This window comes from Anaerobacillus alkalidiazotrophicus (assembly GCF_001866055.1).
On sequence record NZ_MLQS01000026.1, the window covers coordinates 1 to 13191 of the forward strand.

Sequence of the window (13191 nt, forward strand, 5' to 3'; positions counted from 1 at the left end):
TACCTCTGAACGTAACACGGAACACCTTCCCCCAACATAAATACTTGAAAGCTATCAATAGACTTTATAAAACTTCTATTCATAAATACATCTAAGACACGGATAAAATTTAAGAACCAGTAACTTTCTGAGGCAGAAGAGTTACTGGTTCTTTTGTCGTATCTCCTCCTTAACGGAAGAATACGATATTAATTATCAAAATTTAAGGCCTTTTTTTCAAAGTGTCCTTGACATAGGGACCACTTTAAGATAAACACCGCTTTTTATATCCAAATAGCGGTAATGGTCGATACAATTAAAGAAAGTAGTATTCATCAAACATCAATATTCAATTAAATCCCAAATTTTTTTAACTATTATTTTGTCATTAAAATAACATAGTAAGTAACACTGCTTTTAGCATATGAAATAAAAGAGGAGCATAAATCTATGTGTCTTATCTAAACGAATTGCTAAATCCCTTGCTAATTTTAGTATAAGGTAAACAAACTTGATATAACAACAAGAAATAGCGTACCACATCCTATGCGATTGGTACGCTATTTCTATTGGTAGTTGTTATATTCTTCCCTCCGAAAACTGAACCTGGTATTTTGTAAGCAGGTGCTTTCGCTTACTTTGGTATCTCTTTGTTCATGTTGTTTTTCACATTCAGCAAAATGGTAGTAGAAAATGATATTGTCACATCTTACTTAGATCAGGTTTTACATGGCCCTTTTTCTGTCAGCACCTTGACAATTCTCAGAAAGGTTATATACTTATATATATAACTATATATGTATAAGGGTGGTGATGGCTGTGAGCCTTTCGTTTCATGACAAGAAGCCGATTTTCATACAGATTAAGGAGCGGATTGAGGATCAGATTGTAAAGGGTCAGTTAAAGGAGCATGATCAAATTCCTTCGACGACACAAATGGTTCAGTTCTATAAGGTGAATCATATTACGGTTTCGAAGGGGATTAATTTGTTGGTGGATGAGGAGATTATTTATAAGAAGCGGGGTGTTGGTATGTTCGTTGCGGAGGGTGCGAGAGAGAAGCTAGTGGAAAATCGGAAGCATGTGTTTGAGGATGAATTTGTGTTGCCGATGATTCAGGAGGCGGAGAAGCTAGGCTTGACGGAGCGGGAAATCATGGACATCATCAAGCGGTTGAAGGGAGAGCGATCATGATGAGATGGGATGTTGTGGCGAAAAGTGTAGGATTGAAGTTGAAGGATAATGAGGTGTTGAAGGAAATTTCGTTTACCCTTGAGCATGGGAAGACATACGGATTGCTCGGACGAAACGGGGCAGGGAAAACGAGTTTGTTGTCGCTCTTGGCATCCTATCAGGAGCCGTCGTCTGGCGAAATTCTGATCGATGGAGAGGATCCGTTTGAAAACGGAAAGGTGATGCCGCATGTTGGTTTTGCATATGAGACGGATTATAGTGATGAGGATGAAGCGGTGAAGGGATACTTTGAGTTTGCGGAGCGGTATCGTCCTTTCTTTGATCTTGGTTATGCCAAGGAGCTGGCGAGTCGTTTTAAGGTGCCGTTGGATAAGTCGATCTCGACGCTTTCGAGTGGGAAGCAATCGGCGTTGAATGCGATTTTAGGGTTGGCAAGTCGGACACCTGTGACTATTTTGGATGAGGTGTATTTGGCAATGGATGCGCCGACGAGGGAGTTATTTTACCAGGAAGTGATCGAGGAGCAGGCACGACATCCTCGAACGATGGTTCTTTCAACACATTTGGTGTCGGAGATGGAGTATTTGTTTGATCATGTGCTGCTGCTTCACGATGGTCAGTTGCTAGTTGATGAAGAGTATGATGCGTTTGTTGGTCGTGGGGCGTCAGTTACAGGGGCTTCTCTGGCGGTGGATTCGTTTGTGGCTAGTCTGGGAACCGGGTTGAAGCAGTTGAAGACGCAGCAACTTGGAGATACGAAATCGGTGATGGTATACGGGGAGTTGAGCGAAGAGAAGCGGTTGGAAGCGGTGAGACTTGGATTAGATGTTGGGCCAGTTTCCCTTCAGGAATTGTTTATTCATTTAACAGGGGAGGAGGAGAAGGTATGAGTGGTGTAAGTGATGTGAATCGCGGCTCTGGTCGAGAAGCGGGTATTTTTAAGAAGGGCTCTACGGCAACGAAGGTGTCTAGTGATTTGTTTTTTACACAAATGAAATGGGCGATTTGGTTCGTCGGGATTGTCTTTGTGGTCTATCTTGTTGTTCCTAGGTTCGTGACGGATGTGGCTTCGTTACATTTACATTTCCTTGCGTTTATTTTTCAGCCGACAAAAATATTCATGTTGGTGATTGGAATTCTGTCGTGCTTTGCGTTTCTAGGCTATTTTGTTGGGAACGGGATTACAAGGAAGGATTATTTCATCGGGTCGGCTGTTGCCGCTATTGGGGTAGCCCTTTGTATTATGGCGTTAGCTAGTGCTTTACAGGGCGTTCTCCATTTTGTGGGAATATTTACGGCCTACGTGCCGAATACGGGCCATGGTGATATATTAGGCGTGGAATCGGCTTGGTTAGTACCGTTTGTGGTGTATAGCTTGTCGGTGGTTGCGTATTATGTGGCCGGCTGGCTTATTAGTATCGGGTTTTATCGGTACGGTGGGTTTGGTGGAGCGATTACGATTATTTCTGCGATTATATATGTGGGGATGACGGATATGAGTTGGGAAGGGGAACGTTCGTTTCACCTGTTTGGATTTATTCGGTTTTCTTCCCCTGAATTACCACTTCCTTTAGCGTTGGTAACAACTGTCGTACTGTTGGTGATAGGTCTGTGGGTGCTTCGTAGGTTAACGAAGCGAGTTCCAATAAAAATTGATTAATTTTTGATTAATGGTAATTGTGAATTAGATTAAGTAGAGTGAAGCGCCTAACCTTTCCTATGAAAGTGCTTAGGCGCTATTTGTTTTGAAGGTTTCGGCCTTTTAATCAAACTGATTTGAACTTAAGGGTCATAGCCCCCCACCTAAACTTTCCGATTTTCTTACGTTTTGAGGTGGGGGTCTTACTGCCCTTTAAGAGTGGGATAAATATTGTTATGAGAAGTAAGTGAAAAGATTTAGTTGACCTTCACGAGTACGTAAAGGTGTAGAGTTATAGTATCAGGAGATGAACAAATGGAATACACCATTCAGAAACTGGCTCAGCTCACAGGAGTCAAGTAGTTAGCATGGGCCATTGTTAGAATACAAAAAATATAAAAAGACAGCGGAAATCATTTGATAGCACTAATTATTATCCAACTATTTATGGTTTTATTGTTTTTTCTATTAGGATGCCTCATCGTAAAAAAAGAAGCATTTTTTCTTCTATCTGGATTTTCTGCAAAAACGGAGGAAGACCAACAGATACTTATTGAAAATGGTTATCCTTAAGCAGCAGGAAGAGCACTGATAAATTCAGGTATTATATTACTTGGTGGACTAGGGCTATATCTATTTAGAATTCCATATATGTGCAGCTTTCATGGCTTGTAATGATCATTTATTTATTTGCCTATTTACTCTATCTACATTGGTAAATTAGATACGACCAAAATTAGTAGGCGTAATTCGCTCGTTTTAAAAATTACGATCGTGCTTAGTTTTGGAATTTTAGGATTGGTTTCCTATATTGGTATACAACCGAATGAAGTATCTATTTCTGATAATCGACTGTACATTAGTGGTTTTTACGGAGTGAAATGGCCTTTGGATGAAATTACAAAAGTTGAATTAGTCGATACAATTCCAAATATTCAAGTAAGAACAAATGGTTTTGCTTAACAATATCGACTAAAGGGACATTTTCGCGTTGAGGGTTTAGGGAAAGGTAGATTATATCTATTTCGTGATCGCCCTTCTTTTTATATACATTGAAAAAGGAGAAGACTATTTATTCATAAAGCTCAAGAGACATCTACGAAACGAAATTGTGGTATGAAGAAATGAAAGAACAAATCAACTAAAAAAGCTAGGAACAAACATTGAATTGAAGTATAGGGGGCTTTGATCAAACACCGCCATTTTTTATTATTAGAAATGACGTTTTGTGTTAATAGAAATATGTTTTTATGATACGATACCTAAGTAACGAATAGTGATAAAAGTGTAAAAATAAATTTAGGATGGTATGTAACATGTTAAGAATAAGTAATATTAAGTTTCGTGCTGATTTTGACCCAAGTAAGGAGCATGAACTTTTAGCTCAGAAAATCCAGAAAATACTAAGGGTCAAACAGGACAAAATATTGTCTTTTAGTATTTCTAAGAAGTCAATCGACGCAAGGGAAAAAAATAATGTCCAGCTTGTTTATTCTGTTGATGTTGAAATGAAAAACGAAACATCGTATCTAGGAATAAAAAATGTTTCTTCCTATGAACCATTAGAATATGTGATCAAGAAAACCCCAAAAAATACCCGTCCTGTAGTAGTAGGCAGTGGACCTGCTGGACTGTTCTGTGCCTTGGTATTAGCAGAACATGGTTTAAACCCAGTTGTTGTAGAGCAGGGAATGGACGTCGATAAAAGAAAAATGGCTGTTGAAAAATTTTGGAAATACGGCGTGCTTGATACTAATAGTAATGTTCAATTTGGAGAAGGTGGAGCAGGAACATTTTCAGATGGTAAATTAACAACAGGTGTAAAAAATCCTAGAATTCCGAAAGTATTTAATGAATTCATAGAAGCTGGTGCTCCTAGCGAGATTTCATATTTAGCAAAGCCCCATATTGGAACTGATATTTTGATCACGGTTGTTAGAAATATACGGAAAAAAATCGAACGACTGGGTGGGGAAGTGCGTTTCGAAACGAAAATGAAGGAACTTATTGTTGAAAATGGTGAAGTTAGAGGCTTGTTACTAGAAGGACAACATGGGAAAACAGAGTCAATAGAAACCGATGCTGTAGTACTCGCGATCGGGCATAGTGCCAGAGAAACATTTTATATGTTAAAAGATTTAGGTGTAGAGATGATACCGAAACCTTTTGCTGTAGGTGTGCGTATTGAACATCATCAAAAAGACATCGATCAACAGCAATTTGGTTGTTTTGCAAGTAGTCCTCTACTTGGTGCTTCTGAATATAAGTTGAATGCCCATCTTCCGACTGGAAGAGGTGTTTTCACGTTTTGTATGTGTCCTGGTGGTCATGTTGTTGCTTCCTCTTCAGAAGAAAATTCTGTCGTTACAAATGGGATGAGCTATAGCGCAAGAAGTGGTGAAAATGCGAACAGTGCATTACTTGTTTCTGTCTCACCAAACGATTTTAATGGGGATGCAATGGCTGCTATTGAGTTTCAAAGAAAACTTGAGCGAAAAGCATTTGAAGTTGGTGGCAGAAATTATTTTGCACCAGTACAATTGGTCGGCGATTTCTTAGTAGATAAGGGTAGTAAACAACTCGGGTCTATTAACCCAACTTATACCCCGGGTGTTACACCAACGGACTTAAGAGAATGTTTGGATGAGTTTATCATTGATAGTTTAAAGGACGGATTACGAGTAATGGATAAAAAACTTGCAGGCTTTATTAAACATGATGCAGTATTATCAGCGGTAGAAAGCCGAAGTTCATCACCAGTGACAATTAAGCGAGATCGGCTGACATATGAGTCGAACATCAAAGGGTTATACCCTTGTGGTGAAGGTGCAGGTTACGCTGGTGGTATCACTTCTAGTGCTGTTGACGGCATAAAAGTTGCAGAAGCGTTAATGGAGATTGAAGTTTAGTCTTGAGAAGAGAGTTTGAAAAGAGAACTCGTTCTAGTTTCGCTAGAACATCGGAAATTCAGATGGAGTCTCAACTCCACCTGAATGGAAGTTCCCACCTACGCTACGCTTAGAGGTGGGGGGCTATGAACTTTTAAGTTCAAATCAGTTTGATTAAGGAGAAACAATATGACTGGAACAAAAAGAGAATATATAAAGCAAGGTTCAAGAGTTAAAGTTGTACAAAAGCAAGACCAGCGTTCAGGGAGGCTAACTGAAGGTGTAGTAGCAGATATACTAACCAACTCAGTAACTCACCCTCATGGTATTAAAGTAAGGCTAGAAAGTGGAGTTGTTGGTAGAGTGAAGGAAATCTTGAATTGAATATTCGTTAGTGAAATTGAAAGCACCTACACCAATGTTAGACCGTTCAGTTTTGGGAGAGAAAAAGTGAATTCACAAGCTAAATAACGGATAATTTCGCATTCAAATTCCATACAAAACGCACAGATAACATCTGTGCGTTTTTATCCTGTTTTTTTCTTATTGCACTAATGCTCTGCTAACGAACACAGAACCCGTTACACTAATGTGTGGGTGCTCTTATATCGGATAAAATGTATTGTTGAACGGATAATAAAAAAATACACCTAAGAGGTTGTTATTATAACCATAGGTGTATCTTTTATTATCTTTTGTTATATTTGTTTAACTAACGCTCTTCGTTAGTGCAATTATGATTTTAATTTTCCCAGTGACTATTTCCCTTATTGGTAATCTCAATCCATAAAGCTAATAAAAGTGAGATAACAAAAATAGTAGCAAGTAAAAAGATTACGGGAATGTCAATAAGTGCATCAAATGCGTGAGTTTTATAAGGAATAAAATTTACTCTGATATAGAAAAAAATCAAACCAACCCCAGTTGAAATAGTAGGAATATATTTTATAACCCTACTCGACATCTTTTCTCCTATTTTATAAGTAATTACTGCGCTTAATACCATTAAAAAGATACTTAGAAGTATTCCAACCAGATTGCTCATAATTCCCCCCTAATATTTTAATATTTTCTTTTGTTTATTAAACTCTACTGCTTCGTTAGTTAAAGATCACTCATGTCCTTTTTTGCTTCTGTTAAGTATTTTTCCATTAGCTTCTTGAATACCTTCCGCAGTTAAATATACTGATTTTGATCTAGTCCCACCGCTTATGAAATCTTGATCAGAAAGTTCATCTAATATCTCAAAAGGGTACCCTTTCCAACTTCTTCTTATATTCTCAGGAATGTCCCTTTCTTTCCAAGAGGTTAAATACAATAACAGCAATGTTAGCTCCTTTATTTTTGTAGATGATTATAGCTTAATAAATAATCAACTATTTTACAAGGTTTCCCAGATATGTACTTTGTCTATTATAGAAATAAAAAGTTTACTAGTTTGGGAGTGGTTACATGAACATTTCAGTTGCCTGGAAGGGATATCTATCCGATAAACATATCAAGGGGTACTTATTAAAAACATTGAAAGCCTACGTACCAAAAGGAGGTCTTAGATGGGATGCGACGGGAGCAGAAATTATTAAAATAAAGCAAGTGTATGGTATCGGTGGGCTAATGCATTACATTAAAAAGCTAGGAATTTTTCCTAGCTTCGAGTTTCTGGAATATTTTTTATTGCTCCTTTCTGTTGGCAAGCGATTCTCGGTCACTTGCTGTTGGAGGCTGCTCTAACCATCCATTTTTTATCATTAGATTTGCTCCGTCTTCTGCAAAGTGTAAAAGTTCTAGCATAAGTCGTAAGTAGTCTGCACCTAAATCTCTTCTTGAATTAACACTCAAAGCAGTACCATAATATGAAAGGGTTAACTGTGTCGACAATTGAATTTGGTACATCATATATTTATCTGAAAAGGTTATGGAAGTAGAGTTCGTGATCGTTGATTGCCAGGACATAGGTAAATTTAAGTTATCTTCATCAAATACTGATTCAAAAATTTTTATGTGTTTATTGGCAATGCCAAGTCCCCTCTCGAAATGTTCACGAGCCTCTTTTGATTGGGCTACTTGTGCGAATCCCACTTTTAAAGCAGCATGTAAATGCATTTTTAGCACATTGAAGTAAATATCTCCAATTTCGACAGCATTCAACGGACGACGATTTCCCAACCATCCAGTTAAAAAACTTTGGTGCTTTACAAAATCGATCGAATCGGGTGGTGTAATAATAGGAGGTCGATTTAAAAGTCCTTTTGAAAGCATTAAATCAATGGATTGATCAAAAACCTGCATCGTTTCGGACATACAGGTAATGTAATACATCCTTAAGTCAGAACGAATTGAATTACTAACAGACAAAGAATATCCAGTCATTCCTTGCAAAGCCATGATATAAATATAATTTAGGTAAAAAGTGTCTTGAAAAAGACGTGGTGCGTGAATGTTTACGTCGTCTTTTTCTGTAAAACCACGTGGAATAGGGTGATTTTCTTTTAACATGAATTCTGTAATTGCTTCGACATGCTTTTGGGATATTTTAAGTGAAGTTTGGTAGATCGATTTGACTTCGTGATCTTCAATATGTTCGAGTGCATAACGAAAGAAACAAATGGACATTGTATCAAAAATGTATTGAGTCCAAAGGCTTGCCATTTCCGGAGCAGTTAATCGAATTGCGTCATTTGTTTTCAAGGTTCATCCTCCAATTTACGATATTAATTAGTGTTTATTATTGTTTTCTCAGAGAATGAAAAGTATGCAAAAAGTTAGAAACTACAACACATGTATGATATAAAAATAAAACAGGAGTAAATTTAACTCCATGAAATACTATTAATACCTACACCTATTATTCGCTGAGTCATAATGAGCGGGGGAACCAAATTTGATAGGAAATCTACTATCTTGGGGTGAATTTTACTTGTTATGGTCTTTTTTCTATATGGGTGAGGTAAAAAAAGAGACAGAAAAAAATGAAAAAACAATTTGCAATTATTGGGTTAGGGAGATTTGGAGGAAGTGTTTGTAAAGAACTGAATCACCTAGGTCATGAAGTTTTGGCAATTGATTGTGATGAGGGTCGTGTTAATGCCTACGCCTTTTTCAGGTGACTTTTTGAAAGAATGTAATTAAATTATCGGCGTGCTTATTATGTAGTATCCGTTAAAAAAACATTGAAATGGGGCACCTTTTATCTTTGTTTACATGAAACCGTAGATAAGCCCTATCTTTGTTAACGTTGAAAACAATAATTACTAACTAAAGATTATAAGTAAATAAAGATAGGAACCAGGCTGTTTTTGTATCTTTATTTACGTTAAATACGGTCCAAAACCATACTACATATAAGAGGAAAAATACTTGAAAAAGAAATTTAGATATCATAAAAAAATGCTTAAAAAAGGAGAAGCAAGGAACCTACTAATTGTAGGCTCTTGCTTTTTTATTTGGAGGTGATCAACCTTTAACAATCCCAACTCAAACACTATTTTACCTAACCGGACCAATCCTCTCCGGATAATTTAATAAGTCATTATTTTCATTTGAATAAAGTAATAAAAAAAGACGAAAGATAGCAACTTTACAATGTAACAGTGTTATGTTACATTGTGTTTAAGGAGTGAAAACAATGGATGAAGAATTAATCTCGAAAAAAGACTTGCTTGAGGAAACGGACATTACTTACGGACAGCTCTATCGTTGGAAGAGAAAAAAGTTAATACCGGACGATTGGTTTATTAGAAAATCAACGTTTACTGGACAAGAAACGTTTTTTCCAAGGGAGAAAATGATTGAAAGAATTAACAGAATCAAAGAGTTAAAGGACAGTTTATCACTGGATGAATTGGCAAATGCTTTATCTCCAAAGAAGAAGGATGTAAGCATATCAAGGAAGGATTTCATAGAACGAAACATTGTTTCGTTAAATACTATCGATATTTATGAAGAACAGCTCAGTGAACTGGATACGATCTCCTTTCAATCTTCGCTATATTTGTATCTTTTAGATAAATCCTTGGAGACAGGAGAGGTTGGATGGGAAGAAGGAAAGCAAATCATTCAAACATTACATGACCATTTTCCGAAGCTAGAGGAAAAGCGTGCTTCATTAGTGGTGTTAAGAAAAATGGGTGTTGTAACAGTGTTGCTAGTTACCAATTCCGATGATTTCTATGTTGATGAGAAAACAAAAGTGGCTGTTTCATTGGACATTGATACAGAAGTGGATAAACTATTGAATTTCTTAGTAACAGGGGGTTTTTAAATGACAAAGGAAAAAAATAAAAATTTAAAGGTTATAGGAGAAGGAAGCTATCCTGGTGGAGATTACGAAAAAATTAAAGTTATAGGCCGAGGGGAAATTTTTGAAGATGTTTGTTCCCAAGAAACAAAGATTATTGGGGAATATCATATAAAAGGAAAGGCGACAATGGAGCATGTGCATGTAACTGGGAAACTGAGTATAGATGAAGAATTAAATAGTAATAGAATAAAAGTTATTGGTGAACTAAATGTTAGGAAGTCGATGAAAGCAAATACCCTTGATATGAGAGGGTTTCTCAACGGGGCTGGAAATGTGGAGCTAGAAAAAATGAGCCTTAAAGGGGGATTTAATATCACTGAGTTGTTGAATGTTGGTGATTTACAGGCTAATTTACAAGTTGCTCCTAGTAAGGTCGGTGAAATTGGTGGTGAGAAGATAATAATCAAAAGTAGAAGCTTCTTGAAGCGATCTTACACCCTAGAAGCAGAGGTAATAGAAGGAGATAAAATTTATCTAGAACATACCACAGCAAAAATAGTTAGAGGAAATGACATTGAAATAGGTCCAAATTGCCATATTGACAAAGTAGAATATAGATCCACCTTTACAAATAAAGAAAAGAATTCAAAAAATATTTTACAAGTTAATCAAATTTAATAAAGGGGGATTTCATTATGGTTCAAAAAGTAAAAGGGGACTTAATTCTATCTGGGCATAGTGAATCAGGTGGTGGCTCATTCATAAAGGTAGAGATCAACGGCCATGGGGCAATACATGGTGATGTAGAATGTAAGGATTTTGAGTGTAATGGTTCGGCAAAAATAAATGGGGATATCAGGTCCCAGCACGCTGTAATCAATGGAAGTACAAAAGTACAGGGGGATTTTTCTTCTGACAAGATTGAGATATATGGTGATTTAACGATAGACGGAAATGCATTTTTTCAGAAAATGGAAATTAAGGGGCACACAAGGTTGAAACAATCTATAAAAGGCGACGACATTCTCCTCGAAGGAATTATTAAAGTAGTTGGGGATTGTGAAGTGGAGAAAGCAGAGCTAAATGGAGCCTTTACCATTGATGGATTGCTAAATGCAGATCACGTAGAAATATCGTTACATGGGAAATCATCTGTGAAAGAAATCGGAGGAGAAGTGATTACTGTAAAAAGAAATCGGCAGCCTATTCTTCATTTGGATAAGTTAATTAAAACGTTGCGTAAAGAATTACATGCAAATATCATTGAAGGTGATGTGGTTAAACTAGAATATACGAAGGCGAAAGTTGTTCGTGGAAATACAGTAGAGATCGGTCCTGGCTGTGAAATTGAGTTTATCGAGTATAGCAGTGACCTAAATGTATCGGATAAGGCTGTCGTAGAAAAATCTGAGAAACTTTAAAATAATGTAGAGAAGACGAAAAAAGTATTGCTGCGAGTACAACGAGATTGTGCACGATTGTCTGTCGAATATGCACGACCGACCCATGTTTGTGCGCGATTTCCTGTCGGATATGCGCGCACCGTTGATTTGCGTACGATCGAGGGCGGTTTCTACGCCATAAATCGAGATTGTAAAACAAATATATATAATATAATATGTTAAAATTGAATACAAAATTTGTTAGGAGGGATTATTTTGGTAGTTGAAAAAAGTTTAAGGATTTGTGAAAAAGGGCATAAGTATTACAAAAGTAGTGATTGTCCAAGTTGCCCTACCTGTGATAAAGAGAGTAAGCCTCATAGCGGCTTCCTTTCGAAACTTAGTTCACCTGCAAGAAATGCACTGATTTATGAAGGAATTGATACTTTGCAAGAACTATCGAAGTATACTGAAAAAGAAATATTAAAAATTCATGGTATTGGACCAGCTTCCTTACCTATTATGAGAAGTTCATTAGAAGAAGAAGGGTTATCATTTAAAGAATAAATAATCTATAACATGTGACGTACTTTACTTAACTAAATGGGTTAGCGTTTCTGTAACAGGAAACGGCATAAATTTTGGAGGGAATAACAAGGAAGTTTTTTCTGAATTTTTAGCGGGAATTGATGACCTGTTCAGCCGAGAAAGAGTGGAAGAAGTGTTTACTTCGATAAAAAGAAATATCCAAATTTAAACACAGAAATTAAATGGAAACAACTGATGTTTACGGATCATGGTACATTTATTATTGGCTTTAGTGTATCTAAAAAGCATTAAGCTGTCGCCCCTGAAAGTGTGACGATCACTCATGCAAAGGATGATATTGTGAAGGCCGGATATAATTACACAAAGGAGTTGATACGTATCCCTTGGAATGGTCCAGTTGATTACCCACTACTTGAGAAAATGATTGAGTTTAATATTTTGGACAAGGCAAACTGTTCTACTTTTTGGCGGAAACAGAAAAATAAGATAACCCTTAGAAGGCATAAGAGAGCTACTGAGAGGCTTAAATTAAGGAGTTAGCAATATGAGTAATTTCAAGATATGTTATCAATATTCACAAAGAGAGAATTAATTTTTTAGAAAGCTATAAAGAATACAGAAGGTGTATATACTTTTTTGTTTGAACAAAAATGAACGCCTACCCCGGCTTTGTTGGCTGTTGGTCCGTTTCCTTTGAAAAGGTAATTGATTTATCCCTATTTTCATAATGGAAGAAACCAAGACTAATTGATTACTATTATTCAAGTTAGGAACAGATATTACATTTTCTTTCTATAAATAATATAAAGAAAATAAGCTATGGTTTATTTTACTTGCTATTTTAATAGTTTTATGATAGATTAATAAAACTGCCACTTCAAAAGGTATTTGCGCAGAACTTTTTATTGCGTTTTAAAAAAGTAGTTACCTTTTAATGTTTTTTAAAAAGGTATTGCGGCGGATTGATTGATGTGATAAGATATTCCTTGTCGCTAAAAAGCGAAGTTGAATGACTTGTTGTTTTGATAAAAAGTTTCAAAAAAACAACTTGCGCGGAATTGAATGTTGTGATACACTAGTTCTTGTCGCTGAAAAAAACAACGGCGTAAAACAAATGATGGTTCTTTGAAAACTGAACACACAGCCAAGCGAATTAAAAGAGATAGTAAATATCTCGTCAATGTTTTATTTTGAGCTTTATCAAACACTTTTATGGAGAGTTTGATCCTGGCTCAGGACGAACGCTGGCGGCGTGCCTAATACATGCAAGTCGAGCGAATGGATGGGAGCTTGCTCCCTGAAATTAGCGGCGGACGGGTG

Annotated in this window: 13 protein-coding genes, 1 rRNA gene and 2 pseudogenes; 13 read left to right on the forward strand and 3 right to left on the reverse strand. The window is 36.7% G+C overall.

Annotated features, from left to right (window positions below):
• The first annotated feature begins 798 nt into the window (after nucleotides 1-798).
• The 6 genes from BKP45_RS15500 to BKP45_RS15525 all read left to right on the forward strand — a co-directional run bounded on the left by BKP45_RS15500 (nucleotide 799) and on the right by BKP45_RS15525 (nucleotide 6084).
• Nucleotides 799-1173 (forward strand): GntR family transcriptional regulator, encoded by a 375-nt coding sequence (locus tag BKP45_RS15500; protein ID WP_071390610.1) that lies wholly within the window; start codon nucleotides 799-801, stop codon nucleotides 1171-1173.
• Complete coding sequence (locus BKP45_RS15505; RefSeq protein WP_071390620.1) at nucleotides 1173-2063, forward strand: ATP-binding cassette domain-containing protein; 891 nt, start codon at nucleotides 1173-1175, stop codon at nucleotides 2061-2063. Before BKP45_RS15500 ends, BKP45_RS15505 begins: the two co-directional genes overlap by 1 nt.
• Nucleotides 2060-2833 (forward strand): hypothetical protein, encoded by a 774-nt coding sequence (locus BKP45_RS15510; RefSeq protein ID WP_071390611.1) that lies wholly within the window; start codon nucleotides 2060-2062, stop codon nucleotides 2831-2833. Before BKP45_RS15505 ends, BKP45_RS15510 begins: the two co-directional genes overlap by 4 nt.
• Before the next feature lie 777 nt (nucleotides 2834-3610).
• Nucleotides 3611-3775 carry a hypothetical protein gene (locus tag BKP45_RS15515; protein ID WP_169824141.1) on the forward strand — a complete coding sequence of 55 codons (165 nt, stop codon included), beginning with the start codon at nucleotides 3611-3613 and terminating at the stop codon, nucleotides 3773-3775.
• Nucleotides 3776-4128: 353 nt separating this feature from the next.
• Nucleotides 4129-5721 (forward strand): NAD(P)/FAD-dependent oxidoreductase, encoded by a 1593-nt coding sequence (locus BKP45_RS15520; protein ID WP_071390613.1) that lies wholly within the window; start codon nucleotides 4129-4131, stop codon nucleotides 5719-5721.
• 168 nt (nucleotides 5722-5889) lie between these two features.
• Entirely contained in the window at nucleotides 5890-6084 is a 195-nt protein-coding gene (locus tag BKP45_RS15525) for a YwbE family protein (protein ID WP_071390614.1), read from the forward strand.
• 358 nt (nucleotides 6085-6442) lie between these two features.
• Here BKP45_RS15525 and BKP45_RS15530 read toward each other — a convergent pair whose 3' ends face one another.
• From BKP45_RS15530 to BKP45_RS15540, 3 genes are all read right to left on the reverse strand, one after another.
• Nucleotides 6443-6745, reverse strand: a complete 303-nt coding sequence (locus tag BKP45_RS15530; RefSeq protein ID WP_071390615.1) for a hypothetical protein — start codon at nucleotides 6743-6745, stop codon at nucleotides 6443-6445.
• Nucleotides 6746-6811: 66 nt separating this feature from the next.
• On the reverse strand, nucleotides 6812-7042 hold the full coding sequence (locus tag BKP45_RS15535) for a DUF6429 family protein (protein ID WP_071390616.1): 231 nt from the start codon (nucleotides 7040-7042) through the stop codon (nucleotides 6812-6814).
• 329 nt (nucleotides 7043-7371) lie between these two features.
• Entirely contained in the window at nucleotides 7372-8388 is a 1017-nt protein-coding gene (locus BKP45_RS15540) for a DUF3231 family protein (RefSeq protein ID WP_084788027.1), read from the reverse strand.
• A gap of 281 nt (nucleotides 8389-8669) precedes the next feature.
• Here BKP45_RS15540 and BKP45_RS21745 point away from each other — a divergent pair.
• The 7 genes and pseudogenes from BKP45_RS21745 to BKP45_RS15570 form a co-directional block, all read left to right on the forward strand.
• Nucleotides 8670-8801: pseudogene (locus BKP45_RS21745) on the forward strand (NAD-binding protein); the annotation flags it as partial.
• A 524-nt stretch (nucleotides 8802-9325) separates the two neighbouring features.
• Nucleotides 9326-9961, forward strand: coding sequence for a YhbD family protein (locus BKP45_RS15545; protein WP_071390617.1), 636 nt, complete (start codon nucleotides 9326-9328; stop codon nucleotides 9959-9961).
• The gene (locus tag BKP45_RS15550) at nucleotides 9962-10618 is read left to right on the forward strand and encodes a hypothetical protein (RefSeq protein WP_071390618.1); all 657 of its coding nucleotides are present in this window, start codon (nucleotides 9962-9964) and stop codon (nucleotides 10616-10618) included.
• 17 nt (nucleotides 10619-10635) lie between these two features.
• Nucleotides 10636-11361: a polymer-forming cytoskeletal protein gene (locus tag BKP45_RS15555; protein ID WP_071390619.1), complete on the forward strand. Its 726-nt coding sequence runs from the start codon at nucleotides 10636-10638 to the stop codon at nucleotides 11359-11361.
• 237 nt (nucleotides 11362-11598) lie between these two features.
• A complete protein-coding gene (locus BKP45_RS15560) occupies nucleotides 11599-11889 on the forward strand; it encodes an RNA polymerase alpha subunit C-terminal domain-containing protein (protein WP_071389192.1) in 291 nt (96 codons plus the stop codon).
• A gap of 67 nt (nucleotides 11890-11956) precedes the next feature.
• A pseudogene (locus tag BKP45_RS15565) lies at nucleotides 11957-12345 on the forward strand (iron chaperone); the annotation flags it as partial.
• 735 nt (nucleotides 12346-13080) lie between these two features.
• Nucleotides 13081-13191 (forward strand): 16S ribosomal RNA (locus BKP45_RS15570); the annotation flags it as partial.

What these genes read in the sequence shown, in the direction of transcription:
- BKP45_RS15525 (WP_071390614.1), top strand. Translation starts at nt 5,890, where the DNA reads ATGACTGGAACAAAAAGAGAATATATAAAGCAAGGTTCAAGAGTTAAA.
- BKP45_RS15530 (WP_071390615.1), bottom strand. Translation starts at nt 6,745, where the DNA reads ATGAGCAATCTGGTTGGAATACTTCTAAGTATCTTTTTAATGGTATTA.
- BKP45_RS15545 (WP_071390617.1), top strand. Translation starts at nt 9,326, where the DNA reads ATGGATGAAGAATTAATCTCGAAAAAAGACTTGCTTGAGGAAACGGAC.
- BKP45_RS15520 (WP_071390613.1), top strand. Translation starts at nt 4,129, where the DNA reads ATGTTAAGAATAAGTAATATTAAGTTTCGTGCTGATTTTGACCCAAGT.
- BKP45_RS15510 (WP_071390611.1), top strand. Translation starts at nt 2,060, where the DNA reads ATGAGTGGTGTAAGTGATGTGAATCGCGGCTCTGGTCGAGAAGCGGGT.
- BKP45_RS15555 (WP_071390619.1), top strand. Translation starts at nt 10,636, where the DNA reads ATGGTTCAAAAAGTAAAAGGGGACTTAATTCTATCTGGGCATAGTGAA.
- BKP45_RS15505 (WP_071390620.1), top strand. Translation starts at nt 1,173, where the DNA reads ATGAGATGGGATGTTGTGGCGAAAAGTGTAGGATTGAAGTTGAAGGAT.
- BKP45_RS15550 (WP_071390618.1), top strand. Translation starts at nt 9,962, where the DNA reads ATGACAAAGGAAAAAAATAAAAATTTAAAGGTTATAGGAGAAGGAAGC.